Raw genomic sequence first — 19,728 nt, 5'->3', positions numbered from 1 at the left:
AACGGACCCCGCCATGTATCAGTACGATCAATACGACCAACGCATCGTCCAGGAACGCGTCGCGCAGTTCCGCGACCAGGTTCGCCGCCGCGTGGCGGGTGAACTGCCTGAAGAGGAATTCCTGCCGCTGCGCCTGCAGAACGGCCTGTACATGCAGCGCCATGCCTACATGCTGCGCGTGGCCATTCCCTACGGCCTGCTGGCATCGAAGCAGATGCGCATGCTGGCCCATATCGCGCGTGAGTACGACCGCGGCTATGGTCACTTCTCCACGCGCCAGAACATCCAGTACAACTGGATGGAACTGGAGCGCGTGCCCGATGTACTGGCCGATCTCGCCAGCGTGGAAATGCACGGCATCCAGACCTCGGGCAACTGCGTGCGCAACATCACGACCGACCAGTTTGCCGGTGTGACGCCGGACGAATCGGTGGACCCGCGCGTGCTGGCCGAACTGCTGCGCCAGTGGAGCACGTTCCAGCCGGAATTCGCCTTCCTGCCGCGCAAGTTCAAGATTGCGATCTCGGCCACGAAGGATGACCGCGCCGTGGTGCAGATGCACGACATCGGCATCTACGCGTACAAGAACGAACAGGGCGAGACGCGCCTGCGCATCCTGGCCGGTGGCGGCCTGGGCCGCACGCCGATCCTGGGCACGATCATCAAGGAAGACCTGCCGTGGCAGCACATGCTGACCTACGTGGAATCCGCGATCCGCGTGTACAACCGCTATGGTCGCCGCGATAACAAGTACAAGGCACGTATCAAGATTCTCGTGAAGGCTATCGGCGCCGAGAAGTTTGCGGCCGAGGTCGAGGAAGAGTGGCAGTTCAGCAAGGATGGTCCCGGCACGCTGACGCAGGTCGAGTTCGACCGCGTGGCGCAGTACTTCCAGCCGCCCGCCTATGAAAAGCTGGCCGATACCGATGCCTCCTACGAGAAGCACCTGCTGGAAAGCAAGGCGTTTGCGCGCTGGGTGAGCCGTAACGTGCGCGCGCACAAGGTGCCGGGTTACGCGTCGGTGACGCTGTCGACCAAGCCGGGTCCGGTCTCGCCTCCGGGCGATGCGACGGATGCCCAGATGGACGCCGTGGCCGATCTGGCCGACCGCTACGGGTTTGGCGAACTGCGCGTGGCGCACGAGCAGAACCTCGTGCTGCCGGACGTGCGCAAGAAGGACCTGTTCGCGCTGTGGGAAGAAGCCAAGCTGGCCGGTCTGGCGACGGCCAACATCGGGCTGCTGACGGACATCATCGCCTGCCCGGGTGGTGACTTCTGCTCGCTGGCGAATGCCAAGTCGATCCCGATTGCGCTGGCCATCCAGGAGCGTTTCGACAATCTCGATTTCGTGTACGACCTCGGCGAAGTCTCGCTGAACATCTCCGGTTGCATCAACGCCTGCGGTCACCACCACGTTGGCAATATCGGCGTGCTGGGCGTGGATAAGGATGGCTCGGAGTGGTATCAGGTCACGCTGGGCGGTGCACAGGGCAATGACTCGGCCATCGGCAAGGTCATCGGCCCGTCGTTCAGCGCGGAAGAAATGCCTGAAGTGGTGTCGCGCATCATCGACACGTTCGTGGCCCATCGCGCCGAGGACGAGCGCTTTATCGACACGTTCGCACGCATCGGCATCGCGCCGTTCAAGGAACGCGTGTACGCCGACAAGCAGCGCGAAGAGCGCGCCACGGCCTGACGAACGGAGAGACTGAACATGGCAAAGATCATTCAACTGCAACGCGATGACGCGGCCCAATTCCGTCCGGTCATCGTGGAAGACAACTGGACCGTGCTGCGCGCCACCGAAGAGCAGCCGCTCGACGATGCCCGCATCGCCGCCGCCGCACAGAGCGGTGACGCCGTGCTGTTCCCGCTGGCCGTGTGGAAGGCCAACGAGGCACTGCTGGCTGGCCGCGATACCGCCATCACCGGCGTGTGGCTGGCCCCGGAAGACGAACCCGGCGATGCCGAGGCGCTGTTCGACCGCGTGTCGCTGGTAGCGGTGGACTTCCCGGTGTTCCGCGATGGCCGCGGCTTCTCGTCGGCCTACCTGCTGCGCACGCGCTATCACTGGAAGGGCCAGCTGCGCGCCATCGGCGACGTGCTGCGCGACCAGCTGAACTTCATGAAGCGCTGCGGCTTCGACGCGTTCGCCGTGCGTGCGGATCGCAACATCGATGACGCCATCAAGGGCTTCACCGAATTCACGGTGGCGTACCAGGCTTCGGTCGACGAGCCGCTGCCGTTGTTCCGCCGTGCCCGCGCAGACGTGACCGCGCAAGGTTCGGCATGAGCACGATTTCCGAGATCCCCGTGATCGAGGCCGACGCTGTGCCTCAGGTCTCGTCGCTGCGCCCCCCAGCGCTGTGGACGATGCCGCTGTACACCGGTTCGATCGAAGCCCTCGACGCCAAGGAGCTTGCGCTGGCCGAACGGCTGGCCGGCATCGCCGCGCGGTTCTACCGTGCGCGCTTTGCCACGAGCCTGGCTGCCGAGGACATGGTGCTGACCGACGCGATCCTGCGCGGCAGCGACGCCGTGCGCGCGGGCATTCGCGTGTTCACGCTGAACACGGGTCGCCTGCACGCCGAGACACTGGCTGTGCTGGATGACGTGCAAGAGCATTACGGCTACACCGTGGAACAGTTCACGCCGGACCCGGAAGTCGTGGAGAAGTACGTGCGCGACCATGGCCTGAACGCGATCTACGACAGCGTGGACTTGCGCAAGAGCTGCTGCGGCATTCGCAAGGTGGAGCCGCTGAACCGTGCGCTTTCGCACGCCGATGCCTGGATGACGGGCCAGCGCCGCGAGCAGGCTGTGACGCGCGCCGAGCTGCCGTATGAGGAAATGGACGAGGCACGCGGCATTCCCAAGTTCAATCCGCTTGCGGACTGGACCGAAGCCGAAGTGTGGGCCTACCTGACGCGCCATAACGTGCCCGTCAACGCGCTGCACGCCAAGGGCTACCCGAGCATCGGCTGCGAGCCGTGTACGCGGGCCGTCAAGGCCGGTGAAGACGTGCGAGCCGGACGGTGGTGGTGGGAGAGCAAGGACTCGAAAGAGTGCGGGCTCCACGAGCAGAACATCAAGCATTGAACGAATGACAAGAGGCCGATAACGACATGGGCATCATGAACGACATCGCAGAAGCAGGCGTGGCCGCCAACGTGGATCATCTGCTGCAGGTCCAGAACGACCACCTCGACCGGCTCGAAGCCGAATCGATCTACATCATCCGCGAGGTGGTGGCCGAGTGCCGCAACCCGGCGCTGCTGTTCTCGGGCGGCAAGGACTCGATCGTCATGCTGCACCTGGCGCTGAAGGCGTTCCGCCTGGGCGACCGCAAGGTGGAGCTGCCGTTCCCGCTGGTCCATATCGATACCGGCCACAACTATCCCGAAGTCATCACCTTCCGCGATCAGCGCGTGGCCGAACTCGGCGCGCGCCTGGTGGTGGGCCATGTGGAAGATTCGATCAAGCGCGGCACGGTGCGCCTGCGCAAGGAAACCGATTCGCGCAACGCCGCACAGGCCGTGACGCTGCTGGAGACCATCGAGGCGCACAAGTACGACGCGCTGATGGGCGGTGCCCGCCGTGACGAAGAGAAGGCCCGCGCCAAGGAGCGCATCTTCTCCTTCCGCGACGAGTTCGGCCAGTGGGACCCGAAGGCCCAGCGTCCGGAGCTCTGGAGCCTGTACAACGCACGCATGGCGCAAGGCGAACAGATGCGCGTGTTCCCGATCTCGAACTGGACCGAGCTCGACGTGTGGCAATACATCGCCCGCGAGAACCTGGCCCTGCCGCCGATCTACTACGCGCATCAACGCGAAGTGGTGCGCAAGAACGGCCTGCTGGTGCCGGTGACCCCGATCACGCCGAAGCAGGATGGCGACGTCAGCGAAGTGATGTCGGTCCGCTTCCGTACCGTCGGCGATATCAGCTGCACGTGCCCGGTGGCCAGCGTCGCCGCCTCGCCGGTGGAGATCATCGCCGAGACGGCCGTGACGGAAATCACCGAACGCGGCGCCACGCGCATGGACGACCAGACGAGCGAAGCGTCGATGGAACGCCGTAAAAAGGAAGGCTACTTCTAAGCCGACGCAGCCAAGGAAACCGAATATGTCACACCAATCCGCACACCAGGGCCTGCTGCGTTTCATCACCGCAGGTTCCGTCGATGATGGCAAGAGCACGCTGATCGGCCGTCTGCTGTTCGACAGCAAGGCCGTGCTGTCCGACCAGTTGACCGCGCTGGCCAACGCCAAGAACAAGCGCACGGCGGGCGAGCAGATCGACTTCTCGCTGCTGACCGATGGTCTGGAAGCCGAGCGCGAGCAGGGCATCACGATCGACGTGGCGTATCGCTATTTCTCCACGGCGAGCCGCAAGTTCATCATCGCCGATACGCCGGGCCACGAGCAGTACACGCGCAACATGGTCACGGGTGCGTCGACCGCCCACGCCGCCATCGTGCTGGTGGATGCCACGCGCGTGACGGTCACCAATGGCCGCGCCGAACTGCTGGCCCAGACCAAGCGCCACTCGGCGATCCTCAAGCTGCTGGAAATCCAGCACGTGATCGTTGCCGTGAACAAGATGGACCTCGTCGACTACAGCGAAGAGCGCTTCAACGAGATCCGCACTGCCTACGCCGAACTGGCCACGCAACTGGGCTTGAAGGACGTGCTGTACGTACCGGTCTCCGCGCTGCGCGGCGACAACATCGTGCACGCCAGCGATGCCATGCCGTGGTATCAGGGCGAGTCGCTGCTGCCGGTGCTGGAGTCGCTGCCCGTCGAGGACGTGGCGCCGGAAGGTGATGACGCACTGCGCTTTCCGGTGCAATTGGTCGTGCGCCAGGACGGTTCCGCTGCCGACGATTTCCGCGGCTATGCCGGCCGCGTGGAAGCGGGTACGGTCCGCGTGGGCCAGAAGCTGCGCGTGTTGCCGGCCAACCGCGAAGCCGTGGTGGCTGAAGTGCTGACGCCGAATGGTGCGGCGGATTCGGCCAGCGCTGGTGACACCATCACGGTGCGCCTGGCGGAAGACGTCGATGTATCACGCGGTGATATGTTTGTGGCAGCGGACGCCACGGCAGCTTCGGCCAAGAAGCTGACCGCCGACCTGTGCTGGTTCGACGACGAATCGCTGAACCCGGCACGCAAGTACGTGCTGAAGCACACTACGGCGAGCGTGTTCGCGAAGGTGTCGGCGGTGGATCGCGTGCTCGACGTGCATACGCTTTCGCAAGAGACCGGCCGCCACGAGATCAACCTGAACGATATCGGCTCGGTGCAGATCTCGCTGCAAAAGCCGATCGTTTGCGACACCTATGGCGATAACCCGGCAACGGGCGCATTCGTGCTGATCGACGAAGCCACCAACCACACGGTGGCGGCGGGCATGATCCGTGCGTATGCCTGATATCGTCCTGGACGAACAGCGAGCGTGACGGAAATGGAAATGAACAGGCAGCAGGGCAAGCGTGCGGGCAAGGTGTACCTGATTGGTGCAGGGCCCGGTGCAGCGGACCTCATTACGGTGCGTGGTGCACGACTGCTGGGCGAAGCCCAGGTCGTGCTGCACGATGCGCTGGTGTCCCCCGAGATGCTGGCCTGGTGTCCCCAGGCCGAGCTGATCGAGGTGGGCAAGCGCTGTGGGCAGCGCTCCACGGCCCAACTGTTCATCAACCGCCAGATCGTGGATCTGGCGACCAAGCACGAGCGGGTAGTACGCCTGAAAGGCGGCGACCCGATGCTGTTCGGCCGCGCCGACGAGGAACTGCAGGCGCTGGAAGCTGCCGGTATCGAGTATGAAGTGGTGCCCGGCATCACGGCGGCTCTTGCTGCTGCCAGCGCCATCGGTCGCCCGCTGACGAAGCGCGGTGTGTCACGCAGCGTGGCGTTTGCGACGCAGGCCAAGGCCGCAGACGCCATTGATGTGGAAGCCGACGTCAAGGCCGACACCATCGTCTACTACATGGGCCGCGACCAGGCTGCCGTTATCGCCGCACAACTGATTGCACGCGGCAAGCCTGCTTCCACGCCTGCATGGGTGGTAGAAGCCGCCACGACGCCGAAGCAGCGCAGCCATCAGTTCACGCTGAGCCAGATGGCAGCCGGCGAGGCCGCACGATGGATGGACCCGGTGCAACCGAGTTTGCTGATGATCGGTGAGGCGCTGGGAACGCGGGTGACGGAAGTCGTGGAGTCGGAACGGGCGGCTTGAGGCGGACAGGTTGAATGAAAAAAGCCAGAGGTGACTCTGGCTTTTTTTTCTGGCGATGACGAAATTCCCGCCGCTGGTTTGCTCCCCTCTCCCGCAACGCGGGAGAGGGGCTGGGGGAGAGGGCCGGCGGTGGAATCGCTAACACGTCGCAAATTGCACCTCAGGCCCTCTCCCTAACCCTCTCCCGCAGGCGGGAGAGGGGACCGGCCCGGAAACTGGATAGCATCCACACAAAACCCCGCAATCGCATCCAGCACGCTATCCACTTCGCCCACGGCTGACGTCGCCACGATCTCCACCCCCGGATGCTTCTCCCGGCATTCCTCCACCAACACCGGAAAGTCCCGACGCAGATGGCCGCCCTGGCCGAAGAACACCGGCACCACGGTAATCCGCGCGATACCTGCACCCGCCAGTTCGTCGATCGCATTACTCAGCGACGGCGTCATCAATTCCAGAAACGCGACGCGCACCGCAACGTCAGGCTGTTGCGCCGCCAGCCGGCCCTGCAGCCGGTCGAACGGCTCGCGCCAGCGCACATCGCGTGCGCCGTGGCCGAAGAGGACGATGCCTTGCGTGGTGCCCATCTCAGTGCCGATCCACCCAGCGCAGCGCCACCAGTGCCAGCGTCAGGTACAGCGTGCCGGGCACCAGCGCCGAGACAATCGGCGGCCACGTATGCAGCAGGCCCACGTGCGAGAACAGCGTGTTGGACAAGTGGAACGACAGCCCCAGCATGATGCCGCCGAACACCTTCACGCCCACCGCGCCGGCGCGTGCATGCAGGTAGGCGAAAGGCAGCGCCAGCGCCACCATCACGAACAGCGTCAGCGGATAGACCACCTTCTTCCAGAAAGCGATTTCGTAGCGCTGCGTGTCCTGCTTGTTGTCACGCAAGTGGCGGATATAGCGGAACAGGTCAAGCGTCGACATCCGCTCCGGCGTCACCAGCAGCACCGACAGGATCTGCGGCGTCAGTTCCGAATGCATCACCATGCTCGGGAACAAGAGCTGTTCGGCACGGAAGTCAGGGGCCAGTGCGTCCTGCTGCTTCGGCGCCATGCCGTCGCGTAGCTCGATGAAGCGCGTCTCGTTCACGTCATTGAGCTGCCACGCCTGGTTGCCCTGGTAACGGCCTTCCTTGGCCACGCGAATCACGCGCAGCCGGTAATCCTTATCGAACTCGTAGATCGTGATGCCATTGATCGTCTGGTCCGGCTTCAGGCCCTGCACGTTGATGAATCGCGTGATTTCGCCAGCGCCATTCGCGGCGGTGTCGCGGTCCCGGTCCTTGACCCAGACGCCAGAGCGGAAGCCCGAAGACACCGTGGCGCCCACGGCCTCCAGCTTGATCTTCTGCGCGTACTGCTCGCCCGCCGGGCTGATGAACTCGCCGAACAGGAAGGTGACGATCACCAGCGGTATCGCCAGCTTGAACAGCGAGAACAGCGCCTGACGCGTATTCAGCCCGGCCACCCGGAAAATCGTGTATTCCGACTGGCTGGCCAGCTGGGAGAACACATAGATCGCACTGATCAGCAGGGCGATTGGCAAGACCTCGTAGATCCGGGTCGGTGCCTGCAGCATCACGTGGATAAACGCGATCAGCGACGTGTAGCCGCCTTGCACGCTCTCCAGTTCGTTCAGCATGTCGAAGAACACGAACAGCGCCAGCACCGCGAACAGGATGAACGCGAACACGCCATAGATCAGTCGAGCGAAATAGCGCTCGTAGACGGCCAGCACCCTCATGCCTTGCCTCCGCCATTCGACTTGCGTTTCAGGCCGAACACGGCGCGCCAGCCTCCCAGGCTACGGTTCTGGCGATAGCGGAACAGCATCAATGCGCAACAGAAGACAAAGACGTGAATCGGAATCAGCGCGGTCCAGAAGCTCAGGGAGCCGGAGCGCACCCAGGCCTGGGCCAGGTTGATCGTGTTGCTGTAGGTGAGATAGATCAGCACGGCGAACACCAGCGGCGTGTAGCGGCCCAGGCGCGGGTTCACGTACGCCAGCGGGATGGCAATCATCACGAAGTTGAACGCCAGGATCGGCAGCGATACCCGCCACAGCAATTCGGCGAGGTTGTCGCGGGTCGGGTCGCGCAGCAGGTCGATGGTGTCGCGGCTCTTGGCCGGCAGACTGGCTTCGGTTTCGGGTGGAGAATTATCCACTTTCACCGCGTATTTATCGAATTCGAGAATCCGATAGTCCAACTGCCCGGGCACGCCCGCATAACGGCGGCCGTTTTCCATGACCACCAGGCGGTCGCCGTTGGGCTGGGTTTCGAACTGGCCCTGATGGGACAGCGCCACGCCGATCTTGCCGGCTTCGGCGTTGGCTACGAAGACATTGCGTGCGTGCTTCATGTCGGCGTCGATGCCTTCGATGAACAGCACGTAGTTGCCATTGGCGGGTTCGATGAAGCGGCCCGAGGCGATCATCGACAGCACGCCGCGTTGCTGGAAGCGGTCGCGGAATGCCGCGCTCTGCTGGTTGGCCCAGGGCCACGCGAACATGCCGAGCAGCAGCGCCATGACAAAGAACGGCGTGGCGAACTGCAGCACCGGCTTGACGAGGTCGCGAAGGGAGATGCCGGCCGAGAACCAGACTACCATCTCCGAGTCCTTGTACCAGCGGGTCAGGACGATCAGCGTGGAGATGAACAGCGTGGCCGACAGCAGGATCGACAGGTAGCCGATAGTGGCCAGGCCAATCAGCATCAGCACGTCGTTGGGGCTGGCCTTGCCATTGGCAGCCATACCCAGAATGCGGATCACGAGCGACGTGAGCATGAACGTCAGCATCACCAGGAACACTGCGCCGGCAGTGTAGGCGAGTTCGCGTCGCAGGGCTTGTTGGAAGATCATGCGGAATCGCTTCCGGCTTCCGGCCGGAACGGGCGATGTACCGGGGGCCGAAGGACTGGCAGGACCGCGTACTGTCAGCTTGCAGGATCGGCGGCGGCAGATCGCGGATGAAAATCGCGGATAATGGGGACTTTCTTTTCGACGAGCCCCTTGAAGGAAGCGCGATGGAATTTAGCACAAAAGCCCTGGATCTGAGCAAAGCCGGCCAAAATGGTTTCCTGGCCACGAAGTCCGACTGTCTCGTGGTTGGCCTGTTCGAGGGGCAGAACCTGGCCGGCGTGGCCAAGGCACTGGACGTCGCCACCAAGGGGCTGGTGGCACGCCTGGTCAAGCTGGGCGACTTTGACGGCAAGCGCGGCACGCACCTGATGCTGCATGAAGTCGCCGGTATCGGCGCCGCCCGCGTCCTGCTGGTGGGCCTGGGCAAGGAAGCCGAGTTCGGTGACCGCGCCTTTGCCGAATCGGTGCGCACGGCCATGCGTGCCCTGGGCGGCACGCGCGCGGCATCGGCGCTGTGGTGCCTGACCCAGCCGCCGCAGCAGCGCGACGTGGCATGGGCCGTGATCACCACGATCACCATCGTGCGCGACGCCGGCTACCGCCTGCTGGAGCGCCATCCCGAACTCAAGCGCGCCCCGCGTGGCGCTGCGGCCGAGAAGCCGGCGCTGCGCAAGATCGTGCTGGCCGTGGAGTCCGGCGACGCCAAGGCCGCCACGCAGGGCGTGGTGCGCGGCATCGCCATCGCCAACGGCATGGAACTCTCGCGCGACCTGGGCAACCTGCCGTCGAACATCTGCACGCCGACGTACCTGGCCAATGCCGCGCGCGGCATTGCCAAGCGCCACAAGCTCAAGGCCGAGATCCTGGGCCGCAAGCAGATCGAGGCGCTGAACATGGGCGCCTTCCTGGCCGTGACCAAGGGCAGCGTGGAGCCGCCGCAGTTCATCGTGCTGCACTACAACGGCGCCGCCGCCAAGGCCGCGCCGGTAGTGCTGGTGGGCAAGGGCATCACGTTCGATACGGGTGGCATCTCGCTGAAGCCGGGCGAGGGCATGGACGAGATGAAGTACGACATGTGCGGCGCCGCCTCGGTGCTCGGCACCATCCAGGCCGTGGCCGAGATGGGCCTGAAGCTGAACGTGATCGCCGTGGTGCCCACCTGCGAGAACATGCCCGCCGGCAACGCCACCAAGCCGGGCGACGTGGTGGTCAGCATGTCCGGCCAGACCATCGAGATCCTGAACACCGATGCCGAAGGGCGACTGATCCTGTGCGACGCGCTGACCTATGTCGAGCGCTTCAAGCCGGCCGCGGTGGTGGACGTGGCCACGCTGACCGGCGCCTGCATCATCGCGCTCGGCCACGTGAACTCGGGCCTCTATGCACGCAGCGACCTGCTGGCGGACCAACTCCTCGACGCCGGCCGCAAGGCCATGGACACCGCATGGCGCATGCCACTGGACGAGGACTACCAGGACCAGCTCAAGTCGAACTTTGCCGACATGGCAAACATTGGTGGCCGTCCGGCTGGCAGCGTGACGGCGGCCTGCTTCCTGGCGCGCTACACCGAGAAGTACGACTGGGCCCACCTGGATATCGCGGGCACGGCATGGAAGAGCGGCGCGGCCAAGGGTGCCACGGGTCGTCCGGTGCCGCTGCTGACGCAGTTCCTGATGGATCGCGCAGGTTAAGCGCACCGTCATCGCAACAAGGCAGCCGGAATGACGCGCATCGATTTTCACAGCAACGTGCCTGACACACTGGCCTATGTCTGCCGCCTGGTCCGCAAGGCCTATGGGGCAGGGCAGAAGGTGGTGGTGTACGGCGCGCCGCAGCAGTTGTCGCAACTCGATGCGCGGCTGTGGTCGTTCTCGCCGCTGGACTTCCTGCCGCATTGCGGGCTCGACAACCCCAATGCGGCGGTGACGCCCATCATCCTGGCCGCCTCGCTCGACGGCGTGCCGCATCACCAGTTGCTGGTCAACCTCGCCCCCGAGGCCCCGGCGCAGTTCGCGAGCTTCGAGCGACTGATCGAAGTCATTGGCAGTTCGCCCGAGGCGCGGGACGCTGGGCGCGAGAGATATCGCTTCTATCGCGAGCGCGGGTATCCGCTGTCGCACCATGACATTGGGCAGGCCAAGGGAGAATCGGCATGAGCGAACGCACGACTTCGCGGGTGATTCCGCGGCTGGCTCCGCACGACAGCGTGCCGCTGTTGACCGAAGTGGTGGAACTGCCGGACGAGGCCTTCACCGAACAGCTTGCAGAACCGTTCGCCGAACCGACCCGTCAGGAAGCCCCCGTGATCGATACCGCGCACATGCCGGATTCGGGCCTGGTGACGGCGGTGGGCGATACCGGCGATGCCGAACCGATTTCTGCTTTCTACGATACCGAGCCACCCGTGCTGTCGGAGGTGGAAGCATTCGTGCCCGCTGAGGAGGATCTGCGCGCGATGCGCACGGAGCTGCTGACGCGTGTGATGATGCGTTTCCGCACCGAATGGCCCCAGGTGGTGGAAGCCCACACCGAAGCCACGTTGCAAGCGCGCCTGGCGCCTTTGACCGCCCAGTTGGCGAGTGAGTTGACGCAGGCGCTGGAGGCGAGGCTGGTGGAGTGGCTGGATGCGACGCTGGAAGAGATTGAGAGGGATCCGGGCGGGGTTTGATCTTTCCGTTTCCCCTATGGTTTTCTCCCCTCTCCCGCTTTGCGGGAGAGGGGAGAAAACCAGCAGCGAGCCTGGGGCCTCAATCCGTCACCGCCCCCTTGCTCGCAGTCGACGCCAGTTTCGAGAACTTCGCCAGCACGCCTCTGGTATAGCGCGGTGCCGGTTGTTTCCATGCGGCACGGCGTTTCGCCAGTTCTTCGTCGGGCACGTTCAGTTGCAGCAGTAGCTGCAGCGCATCGATCGTGATCGAGTCCCCTTCCTGCACCAGTGCGATCGTGCCGCCTACGTAAGCCTCCGGGGCAACGTGGCCGACCACCATGCCCCAGGTGCCGCCCGAGAATCGCCCATCGGTGATGAACCCGACCGATTCGCCCAGCCCCTTGCCGATGATCGCCGACGTAGGCGCCAGCATCTCCGGCATCCCCGGACCACCTTTCGGCCCCAGATAGCGCAGCACGAGAATATCGCCGGGCTGGATGCGGTCGGCGAGGATGGCGTCCATCGCGCTGGCTTCGTCCTCGAACACGCGCGCCGGCCCGGTGATGACCGGATTCTTGAGGCCGGTGATCTTGGCCACCGCGCCTTCTTCCGCCAGATTGCCCTTGAGAATCGCCAGGTGACCCTGTTTGTAGAGCGCACGGTCCAGCGGCATGATCACGTCCTGATCGGCGCGCGGCTGATCGGGTACGTGTTCCAGTTCCTCGGCCAGCGTGCGGCCCGTGATGGTCAGGCAATCGCCGTGCAGCAGGCCGGCATTGAGCAGGATCTTCATGACCTGCGGTATGCCGCCCGCGCGATGCAGGTCGGTGGCCACGTATTCGCCCGATGGTTTCAGGTTGCAGATCACCGGCACACGGCGGCGAATGCGCTCGAAATCGTCGATGGTCCATTCCACCTCGGCCGAGTGGGCGATGGCCAGGAAATGCAGTACGGCGTTGGTGGAGCCGCCTGTCGCCATGATCAGCGACACCGCGTTCTCGATGGACTTGCGCGTGATGATGTCGCGCGGCTTGATGTCGCGCTTGATGGCTTCCACCAGGACGCGGGCCGATTCCGCGGCGCTGTCCACCTTTTCCTGATCGGGGTTGGCCATCGTTGACGAGTACAGCAGCGACATGCCCAGGGCCTCGAACGACGAACTCATCGTGTTGGCCGTGTACATGCCGCCGCACGATCCCGTGCTCGGGCAGGCGTTGCGCTCCACGCCTTCGAAGTCTTCCTCGCTCATGCGGCCGGCAGTGAACTCGCCCACGGCTTCGAACGACGAGACGATGGTCAGATCCTTGCCCTTCCAGTTGCCGGGCCGGATCGTGCCGCCGTAGACATAGATGCCCGGCACGTTGATACGCGCCAGCGCGATCATGCCGCCCGGCATGTTCTTGTCGCAGCCGCCGATCACGACCACGCCGTCCATCCACTGGCCTTGCGCGGCGGTCTCGATACAGTCGGCGATCACCTCGCGCGAAATCAGCGAGTACTTCATGCCCTCGGTGCCCATCGACATGCCATCCGAGATGGTGGGCGTGCCGAAGATCTGCGGATTGGCGTCGGCAGCGCGGATGGCGTCCACGGCGGCATCTGCCAGGCGCTGGAGGCCGGCGTTGCAGGGGGTGATCGTCGAGTGGCCGTTGGCGATGCCTACCATCGGCTTGTCGAAGTCTTCCTTCTGATAGCCGAGCGCGTAATACATGGAGCGGTTGGGGGAGCGCGCCACGCCCTGCGTGATGTGCCGCGAACGCTTGTTGAACGCCATGGGACTGTCTCCGGGGGATGATGGTCGTTGCATTGTTGTGCGGGAAAGGATGCGCTCCACGTTCCGGGGTGTCAAATAGTTCGATCCCGAGGTGCAAAAACGTTTTATGACATCATTACGCACCATTCGGCACGTCAGAATGACGGCGCGCGACCCCTGTCCGCGCACGCCAACGATTTCAATCTTTCCATCACGACATGCTCGTTCATCCGCAATTCGATCCGATTGCCATCCATCTGGGGCCGCTGGCCATCCGCTGGTACGGCCTGATGTACCTGGCCGGCTTCATCATGTTCCTGTGGTTCGGCCGCCTGCGCATCAAGCAGCCGCACATCGCCGCGCGCGGCTGGGTAACGCGGGATCTCGACGACATGCTGTTCTATGGTGTGCTCGGCGTGATCCTGGGCGGGCGGCTCGGCTATGTGCTGTTCTACAAGCCGAGCTACTACCTGACGCATCCGCTGGAGATTTTCAAGGTGTGGGAAGGCGGCATGGCCTTCCACGGCGGCTTCCTGGGCGTCCTGGTGGCGATGTGGGTGTTCGGCAAGGTACGGCGCCGCCACTGGATGGAAGTGACCGACTTCATCGCGCCGATGATCCCGTGCGGACTGGCTGCAGGCCGGATCGGCAACTTCATCAACGGCGAGCTGTGGGGCCGCCCGACCGATCTGCCGTGGGGCATGATCTTCCCGCAAGCCGGCGACAACATTCCGCGCCACCCGTCGCAGCTGTATCAGTTCGCGGGTGAAGGTGTGGCGCTGTTCATCATCCTGTGGCTGTTCTCGCGCAAGCCGCGGCCGATGGGCGCGGTGTCAGGGGTGTTCCTGATCGGCTATGGCGCGTTCCGCTTCCTGGCCGAATTCGCGCGCGAGCCGGACACCTTCCTGGGCCTGCTGGCGCTCAAGCTGTCGATGGGCCAGTGGCTGAGCCTGCCGATGATCCTGGTCGGCGTGTTGATGGTGCTGTGGGCCTACCGCCGCCAAGCCAACGGCGCCGCAGCCGGCGCCCGTTAAGAGACTTCCCCTCCGGTGTGCTCCCCTCTCCCGCCACGCGGGAGAGGGGCCGGGGGAGAGGGCCAGCGGTTCAAATCTCGACAAACGCCTGCCCACACCCCTCAACCACCCCCACCCCGAATCGCCTCGATCCGCTCCCTTGTCAACGGGTGCGTCGAGAAGAATCCCGATTTCCCGTCATCGTGCTCATCGCTAGCCGCCTGTTTTGTACGACGGCCGCCATGCGATTCCTCCAGCTTCTGCAACGCATCCGCCAGCGCCGCCGGCGGTAGCCGGTTGTCGCGCATGACCTGCACGGCAAACGCATCGGCTTCGCGCTCGTGTTCGCGGGAATAGCGCATTGACAGCACAGCGGCCGGCACGGTGGCGAGCAGCACGGAGACATCGCCGAACAGATAGGTCGACATGGCGCCCACGACAGACGCCTGGAACACCTGCTGCAACCCGTGTCGCTCTGCCACGTGTCCGGCCTCGTGCGCCAGCACGCCCGTCATGCCCGCGCCTGTACCGATCAGATCGACCAGTTCGTCGGTCACGACAATCGTGCCGCCTGGCAGTGCCAGTGCGTTGGCGCCAATCCGGCCGCCCTTGCGAAAGAGAATGCGGTAGTTGTGCCCCGCATCCTCGGGCCGGCGCAGCGCGGCGAAGCTGTCGCGAATGCGCTGCTGGTCGGCGGCAGGCAGGGCGCTGGGCCGCACCAGTTCGTCGAGGCTTTGCAGCGTGGCATTGCCTAGCTGCGCTTCCAGCGTGGACGGTATCGTCTTTGCAACTAGTGCGGCCGTCCACGGCAGCAGATAGAAATACGACACGACGACAAACGCCACCAGTCCCACGAGCGATAGTATCGCCATGCGCCAGCTGTTCTGGGCACGCGACACCATGCCCTCGCGATACCCCGTGGCGGCCAGCATTGCGTCGAAAGCGGCGTGATCGGTGACCTCGCAATAGGCCCCGTCGTCGAACGTCATCAGGCGCGGGCCGCGCCTGATGCGCTCGGAGACGCGCAATGAGGCCAGCGGCGCACGCCGCAGCACGTCGCCCTGGGCGTCGTGCAGTTCGGCGTGGCCTTGCTGCACCTGTATCGTCACAAGGTGGGCGCGCGACGACCGGGTATCGAAGTAGCGCGCGGCAACGCGTTCCGGTGTGGCGCCCGGCATGGCCGTTTCCGTCATTACAGTGCGATGTCGATGTCGTACCAGTCGGCGGTCGCGTCGCCCAGTGCGCCCACCTGCTGCTGCTCGCCGGCAACGAATTCGTCGAGCGGGCTGGCTGCCAGCATCGTCATCGACGCCACACGATACCTGGCCGTGCGCACACGCGCGAACGGGTAGTACAGGCCCAGGGTCAATGCGGTGAGAACCATATTGCCGATCATGATCCCGAACAGCTTGCGGGCCGAAACATTGCTCTGGAAGCGGTGCGGCGCCAGCGTCGTGCTGTTCCAGATCAGGTTCTGCATCTTGGCCTGGAAGATCGGCAGGATCAGCAGCAGGGCGATGTAGAAGGTGATCACACCCAGCACGATGGCCAGAACCGGGTGGGCCAGCGACCCCACGCTGCCGATCACGGCGCCGGCGATCAGGAACAGCAGCGTCAGGCCGGCTGTCATCAGGTAAACGCGGTAGAACGCGCCCGCCGTGGCGTCAAACGCAAACGGGGTGGTCCCGAAGCGCGTGTTGTTGTGCTGGTATTGCTTGAACCGCTGGTGCGCCAGCGGCCCGAGCAGCAGCAGCGAAAGGGCCGTCAACATCGGCCAGACCAGGAAGACCATGAAGCCGCCCTTGTCGTCGCCGGTAAAGGCGAAGCGCAGGCCGCGATAGCTCGAATTCGCCATGCGGAAGCGCAGCGAGCGTACCAGCAGGTAGGGGAAGACGAGCGTCAGCGCCAGACCCAGCAGTCCGCCCACCACCGGCGAGATGCCAATCAGCACCTGGTACACCATCGCCACGCCGAACACGATGGCGCGACCTTTCAGGATGGCCTGAGGCTTGCCGTGGTAGTCGAACGTCGCACCGTCCAGCTGCGTGCTCCGATAGAAGTACTGCATTGTGCGTACCTTGGCCCACGCGGAATAGATGCCGAGCGTGACAATGGTCAGCAGCGTATTGACGATCCAGATGCGGAAGAATTCGGAACCCGATCCCGTGAACGAGAACGGCAGGCTGCGAGGTTCGGCGGGCTTCTTCGGCGCGAATTCATCGCTGCCGAAGACGGTTTGGTTGACTTTCCAGTTCATTGATTTGACCTTTTCCTGTTTGACGCGCTTTACAAAGTTAACTCGGCTCTCGCGCGAGTTTCACCTTTGCAACCGTTTTGCTCGGTGCTTTTATGTATGGGGCAGCACATTGTCGCATCCACGGGTGATCTTTATTCCACAAAACGCTGTTGTGGAGGCTCAGACACTGTCCGAGTCGATTTCTGAGGCGTAACGATAGGGAAACATCCTGTTACACGCATTGATCTATGTAACAAGTTCTTGATTGTCCGCCCCAATAAAATCAACAGCTTACCTGCACTGGCATGGTCCTCGCTATTAAGCCTGTTACAAGAATGGTCGGGACTGGGGAGGACCGGCCCGGCGGCGGGAATTCAGGGAAAGTGCGTCCGACGAGGCGCGCAGATACCGCGGCACGATCGAAACAAGGCCGAACGGGAAAAGGCACGGGAAAGTCTGCACCCTGCGATGGGTGCTTGTACGGGGCAGGCGCAGGTTGGCGCCGGCATTGACACCAGCCTACGCACGCTCTCGCAAATCTCGCAGGGCGTCGATGACAAATCGCCACAGCGTTTCTTTCATGCGCGGGCAATCTTCTGCAGGGAGGCAGGGGATTGTCCGCTGCACCTACTTCTACTTCCGCATCCTGAATCTTTGTTGACGCCGCCGTGCGCGGGGTTAACCCCGCTTGCGGCGCGCCCGTCGCACTCCATAATTATGAATTATTGAGGCGTATGCGCCTCTCACGGTGGCTCCTGGACCAGGGGGTGTGATGCGTATCGTTCGGCAGGCGATGTACCTCGAAGTTGCCGACCGTCTGCGGGCGATGATCGACGACCGCACGCTGACGCCCGGTGCGTGGATCGACGAGGTAGCGCTGGCCGCGTCGCTCGGCACGTCGCGCACCCCGATGCGCGAGGCGCTAAAGCTGTTGGCCGCCGAAGGATTGGTGCGGCTGGAGCCCCGGCGCGGCAGCTTCGTCAATGCGCTGAGCGAACAGGACCTCGACGAGATTTTTCCGCTGATGGCATTGCTGGAAGGGCGCTGCGCCTACGAGGCCGCACGCAATGTCACGCCGACGGACCTCGATGCGCTGGAAGGGATGCACGCCGAGCTGGCGCGCTATGCGCAGGACGGCGACATCGACGCCTATTACGAGACCAACTATCAGATTCACGAGGCCATCCAGCGACTGGCAGGCAACCGCTGGCTGTCTGGCGTGGTGAGCGATCTGCGCAAGGTGCTGCGGCTATCGCGGCACAAGAGCCTGAAGCTGCCGGGTCGCATCGATGAATCGTGCGCCGAGCACCTGTCGGTGTTTTCCGCATTGAAGGCCCATGATCCCGAAGGTGCCGAGGCACTGATGAAGACCCACGTGCTGCGCCAGCGCGGTGCGCTGCGCGCGCTGGATCATGCCGAATCCTTGTCAGAAACTGCTCCCGTCCCTCCGGCGCATCTGCGTCTGGCGGGGCAGGGCGGTTGATGGTTTGCATCCCAGTCGATCCCATCGCCAGGAACGTCCATGACTACTTTCGACCCCGCAGACCAACAGAAAGTCAGTGCGCCGCTGGAAGCGAGCGAACCGGTTGGCGACACGCTGCTCTCGCGCTTTGGCCGCTGGTGGGGCCGCAAGGGCGACGAGGCCCCGGCGCAGAAGCCCGAGAAGAAGGCTGCCGAGGCGCAACCGACACTCTCCGTGCGTGCCATCAAGCGCCAGCGCGAACAGTTGCGCCAGTGCTTCGACGCGCGGCTGACCGACGGCGCCGCGAACGCCGCTGCGCAGGCGTGGCAGGACGAATATGAGGCGGCGACGGAGCCACTGCGCCAGGCCATGCTTGGCGTGCTGGCCGAGGTGGCGGCGGGACGCGATGCCGATGGGGTACAGCCGGCCAGTGCTTCGGGTCTGTCGCACGCGCTGTCCAACGCCCGCATCCGCTTCTTCAAACGATTCGCCGCGCAGCATGGCCAGCGGACCCACAGCGCATGCGGCCTGCATTTCCTGATTCAACTGCGCGCGGACATGCTGCGTTGGCACAAGCGTATTCCGGGCCTGCGCGAACTCGATGAAGACCTCGAAGCGCTGTTCTCGAACTGGTTCGATGTGGGCCTGCTCGAACTGCAGCCGATCACGTGGGATTCCCCCGCGTCCCTGCTGGAAAAACTGATCCGCTACGAAGCCGTTCACGAGATCTCGTCGTGGACTGACATGCGCAACCGGCTCGATTCGGATCGCCGCTGCTACGCGTTCTTCCACCCGCGTATTCCGCGCGAGCCGCTGATCTTTGTCGAGGTGGCCTTCGTGCCGGAGATGGCCGCCAATGTGCAGGCGCTGCTCGATGAAGCGGCGCCGCTCGAAGACCTGCGCCGCGTGAAATGGGCCATTTTTTACTCGATCTCGAATACGCAGGCGGGCCTGCGCGGCGTGAGCTTCGGTAACTTCCTGCTCAAGCGCGTGATCGAGGAATTGCAGCGCGAGTTCCCCAAGCTCAAGCAGTTTGCCACGCTCTCGCCCATCCCCGGTTTTGCCGATTGGCTGCGCAAGCAGGATGGCGATGCGGTGGCACGCATTCTGGGTGACAAGCGGCTGTCGCGCTGGAGCGAACGGCACGGTGATGTACCAGCCGATGGTGCGGCATGGTTCGCTGCGTTGCCGGCCGATGCCACCGATCCGGTGATTCGCGATATCGCGCTGACGCTGGCCGCGCACTACCTCGTACGCGAAGGCGAGAAGGGCATGCCGGCGGACCCCGTGGCGCGCTTCCACCTCGGCAACGGTGCCTGTGTCGAGCGTGTGAACTGGGGCGCCGATCTGTCGCGAAAAGGCCGCGCGCAGGCGTGCGGCATGATGGTGAATTATCTTTACGTGCCCGAGGCGCTGGATGACAATCTGGCTCGCCTCGGTGACGGCAACCCGCGCATGAGCCGCGCGGTGGCCAAACTGCTCTGAGCCTTGGGTCGGGCATGAAGAACGCGCCAGG

General features: G+C 64.1%; 18 protein-coding genes. 12 read left to right on the top strand and 6 right to left on the bottom strand.

Features of this window, described 5'->3' with window-relative positions:
- The first annotated feature begins 13 nt into the window (after positions 1–13).
- Genes GA566_RS12665 through cobA form a run of 6 tightly spaced genes read left to right on the top strand, consistent with a single transcriptional unit; the run spans position 14 to position 6,231 of the window.
- Positions 14–1,696, top strand: a complete 1,683-nt coding sequence (locus GA566_RS12665) for a nitrite/sulfite reductase (RefSeq protein ID WP_137926140.1) — start codon at positions 14–16, stop codon at positions 1,694–1,696.
- A gap of 18 nt (positions 1,697–1,714) precedes the next feature.
- A complete protein-coding gene (locus GA566_RS12660) occupies positions 1,715–2,293 on the top strand; it encodes a DUF934 domain-containing protein (protein WP_137926141.1) in 579 nt (192 codons plus the stop codon).
- On the top strand, positions 2,290–3,099 hold the full coding sequence (locus GA566_RS12655; RefSeq protein ID WP_160472906.1) for a phosphoadenylyl-sulfate reductase: 810 nt from the start codon (positions 2,290–2,292) through the stop codon (positions 3,097–3,099). The genes GA566_RS12660 and GA566_RS12655 overlap by 4 nt, the downstream gene beginning before the upstream one ends.
- A 26-nt stretch (positions 3,100–3,125) precedes the next feature.
- The gene (gene cysD / locus GA566_RS12650) at positions 3,126–4,097 is read left to right on the top strand and encodes a sulfate adenylyltransferase subunit CysD (protein ID WP_137926143.1); all 972 of its coding nucleotides are present in this window, start codon (positions 3,126–3,128) and stop codon (positions 4,095–4,097) included.
- 25 nt (positions 4,098–4,122) lie between these two features.
- Positions 4,123–5,427, top strand: coding sequence for a sulfate adenylyltransferase subunit 1 (locus GA566_RS12645; RefSeq protein ID WP_137926144.1), 1,305 nt, complete (start codon positions 4,123–4,125; stop codon positions 5,425–5,427).
- Positions 5,428–5,466: 39 nt separating this feature from the next.
- Entirely contained in the window at positions 5,467–6,231 is a 765-nt protein-coding gene (cobA, locus tag GA566_RS12640; RefSeq protein ID WP_137926145.1) for a uroporphyrinogen-III C-methyltransferase, read from the top strand.
- A gap of 173 nt (positions 6,232–6,404) precedes the next feature.
- On the opposite strand, the gene GA566_RS12635 is transcribed toward cobA, so the two are convergent.
- Genes GA566_RS12635 through lptF form a run of 3 tightly spaced genes read right to left on the bottom strand, consistent with a single transcriptional unit; the run spans position 6,405 to position 9,101 of the window.
- Positions 6,405–6,818, bottom strand: a complete 414-nt coding sequence (locus GA566_RS12635) for a sirohydrochlorin chelatase (RefSeq protein ID WP_160472905.1) — start codon at positions 6,816–6,818, stop codon at positions 6,405–6,407.
- A gap of 1 nt (position 6,819) precedes the next feature.
- Positions 6,820–7,983 carry an LPS export ABC transporter permease LptG gene (gene lptG / locus GA566_RS12630; protein ID WP_137926147.1) on the bottom strand — a complete coding sequence of 388 codons (1,164 nt, stop codon included), beginning with the start codon at positions 7,981–7,983 and terminating at the stop codon, positions 6,820–6,822.
- Entirely contained in the window at positions 7,980–9,101 is a 1,122-nt protein-coding gene (gene lptF / locus GA566_RS12625) for an LPS export ABC transporter permease LptF (protein WP_137926148.1), read from the bottom strand. Before lptF ends, lptG begins: the two co-directional genes overlap by 4 nt.
- A gap of 164 nt (positions 9,102–9,265) precedes the next feature.
- On the opposite strand from lptF, the gene GA566_RS12620 reads away from it, so the two are divergent.
- From GA566_RS12620 to GA566_RS12610, 3 genes are read left to right on the top strand one after another with little or no spacing between them, the layout of a single operon-like run.
- Complete coding sequence (locus tag GA566_RS12620; protein ID WP_137926149.1) at positions 9,266–10,792, top strand: leucyl aminopeptidase; 1,527 nt, start codon at positions 9,266–9,268, stop codon at positions 10,790–10,792.
- Positions 10,793–10,822: 30 nt separating this feature from the next.
- Positions 10,823–11,257 carry a DNA polymerase III subunit chi gene (locus tag GA566_RS12615; protein ID WP_137926150.1) on the top strand — a complete coding sequence of 145 codons (435 nt, stop codon included), beginning with the start codon at positions 10,823–10,825 and terminating at the stop codon, positions 11,255–11,257.
- Positions 11,254–11,769 (top strand): hypothetical protein, encoded by a 516-nt coding sequence (locus GA566_RS12610; RefSeq protein ID WP_160472904.1) that lies wholly within the window; start codon positions 11,254–11,256, stop codon positions 11,767–11,769. The genes GA566_RS12615 and GA566_RS12610 overlap by 4 nt, the downstream gene beginning before the upstream one ends.
- Before the next feature lie 79 nt (positions 11,770–11,848).
- On the opposite strand, the gene ilvD is transcribed toward GA566_RS12610, so the two are convergent.
- Entirely contained in the window at positions 11,849–13,522 is a 1,674-nt protein-coding gene (ilvD, locus tag GA566_RS12605) for a dihydroxy-acid dehydratase (RefSeq protein ID WP_160472903.1), read from the bottom strand.
- A gap of 197 nt (positions 13,523–13,719) precedes the next feature.
- On the opposite strand from ilvD, the gene lgt reads away from it, so the two are divergent.
- Positions 13,720–14,535 carry a prolipoprotein diacylglyceryl transferase gene (gene lgt / locus GA566_RS12600; RefSeq protein WP_137928631.1) on the top strand — a complete coding sequence of 272 codons (816 nt, stop codon included), beginning with the start codon at positions 13,720–13,722 and terminating at the stop codon, positions 14,533–14,535.
- 101 nt (positions 14,536–14,636) lie between these two features.
- On the opposite strand, the gene GA566_RS12595 is transcribed toward lgt, so the two are convergent.
- A complete protein-coding gene (locus GA566_RS12595) occupies positions 14,637–15,692 on the bottom strand; it encodes a M48 family metallopeptidase (RefSeq protein ID WP_160472902.1) in 1,056 nt (351 codons plus the stop codon).
- Positions 15,693–15,706: 14 nt separating this feature from the next.
- The gene (locus GA566_RS12590) at positions 15,707–16,771 is read right to left on the bottom strand and encodes a YjgN family protein (protein ID WP_160472901.1); all 1,065 of its coding nucleotides are present in this window, start codon (positions 16,769–16,771) and stop codon (positions 15,707–15,709) included.
- A 751-nt stretch (positions 16,772–17,522) separates the two neighbouring features.
- Here GA566_RS12590 and GA566_RS12585 point away from each other — a divergent pair.
- A complete protein-coding gene (locus tag GA566_RS12585; protein ID WP_160472900.1) occupies positions 17,523–18,233 on the top strand; it encodes a GntR family transcriptional regulator in 711 nt (236 codons plus the stop codon).
- Between the two features lie 39 nt (positions 18,234–18,272).
- Positions 18,273–19,697: a malonyl-CoA decarboxylase domain-containing protein gene (locus GA566_RS12580; RefSeq protein WP_160472899.1), complete on the top strand. Its 1,425-nt coding sequence runs from the start codon at positions 18,273–18,275 to the stop codon at positions 19,695–19,697.
- The last annotated feature ends 31 nt before the right edge of the window (positions 19,698–19,728 follow it).

It is taken from the genome of Cupriavidus sp. SW-Y-13 (assembly GCF_009793345.1).
Classification (GTDB): domain Bacteria; phylum Pseudomonadota; class Gammaproteobacteria; order Burkholderiales; family Burkholderiaceae; genus Cupriavidus.
This window is presented reverse-complemented; position numbering and strand designations above follow the sequence as displayed.

Bases quoted from the DNA above. Each gene is read 5' to 3' on its own strand.
- GA566_RS12655 (WP_160472906.1), top strand. From the start codon at position 2,290: ATGAGCACGATTTCCGAGATCCCCGTGATCGAGGCCGACGCTGTGCCT.
- GA566_RS12665 (WP_137926140.1), top strand. From the start codon at position 14: ATGTATCAGTACGATCAATACGACCAACGCATCGTCCAGGAACGCGTC.
- GA566_RS12585 (WP_160472900.1), top strand. From the start codon at position 17,523: ATGCGTATCGTTCGGCAGGCGATGTACCTCGAAGTTGCCGACCGTCTG.
- lptF (WP_137926148.1), bottom strand. From the start codon at position 9,101: ATGATCTTCCAACAAGCCCTGCGACGCGAACTCGCCTACACTGCCGGC.
- GA566_RS12660 (WP_137926141.1), top strand. From the start codon at position 1,715: ATGGCAAAGATCATTCAACTGCAACGCGATGACGCGGCCCAATTCCGT.
- lgt (WP_137928631.1), top strand. From the start codon at position 13,720: ATGCTCGTTCATCCGCAATTCGATCCGATTGCCATCCATCTGGGGCCG.
- GA566_RS12645 (WP_137926144.1), top strand. From the start codon at position 4,123: ATGTCACACCAATCCGCACACCAGGGCCTGCTGCGTTTCATCACCGCA.
- cobA (WP_137926145.1), top strand. From the start codon at position 5,467: ATGAACAGGCAGCAGGGCAAGCGTGCGGGCAAGGTGTACCTGATTGGT.
- GA566_RS12610 (WP_160472904.1), top strand. From the start codon at position 11,254: ATGAGCGAACGCACGACTTCGCGGGTGATTCCGCGGCTGGCTCCGCAC.
- ilvD (WP_160472903.1), bottom strand. From the start codon at position 13,522: ATGGCGTTCAACAAGCGTTCGCGGCACATCACGCAGGGCGTGGCGCGC.
- lptG (WP_137926147.1), bottom strand. From the start codon at position 7,983: ATGAGGGTGCTGGCCGTCTACGAGCGCTATTTCGCTCGACTGATCTAT.
- GA566_RS12580 (WP_160472899.1), top strand. From the start codon at position 18,273: ATGACTACTTTCGACCCCGCAGACCAACAGAAAGTCAGTGCGCCGCTG.
- GA566_RS12615 (WP_137926150.1), top strand. From the start codon at position 10,823: ATGACGCGCATCGATTTTCACAGCAACGTGCCTGACACACTGGCCTAT.
- GA566_RS12635 (WP_160472905.1), bottom strand. From the start codon at position 6,818: ATGGGCACCACGCAAGGCATCGTCCTCTTCGGCCACGGCGCACGCGAT.
- GA566_RS12595 (WP_160472902.1), bottom strand. From the start codon at position 15,692: ATGCCGGGCGCCACACCGGAACGCGTTGCCGCGCGCTACTTCGATACC.
- GA566_RS12590 (WP_160472901.1), bottom strand. From the start codon at position 16,771: ATGAACTGGAAAGTCAACCAAACCGTCTTCGGCAGCGATGAATTCGCG.
- cysD (WP_137926143.1), top strand. From the start codon at position 3,126: ATGGGCATCATGAACGACATCGCAGAAGCAGGCGTGGCCGCCAACGTG.
- GA566_RS12620 (WP_137926149.1), top strand. From the start codon at position 9,266: ATGGAATTTAGCACAAAAGCCCTGGATCTGAGCAAAGCCGGCCAAAAT.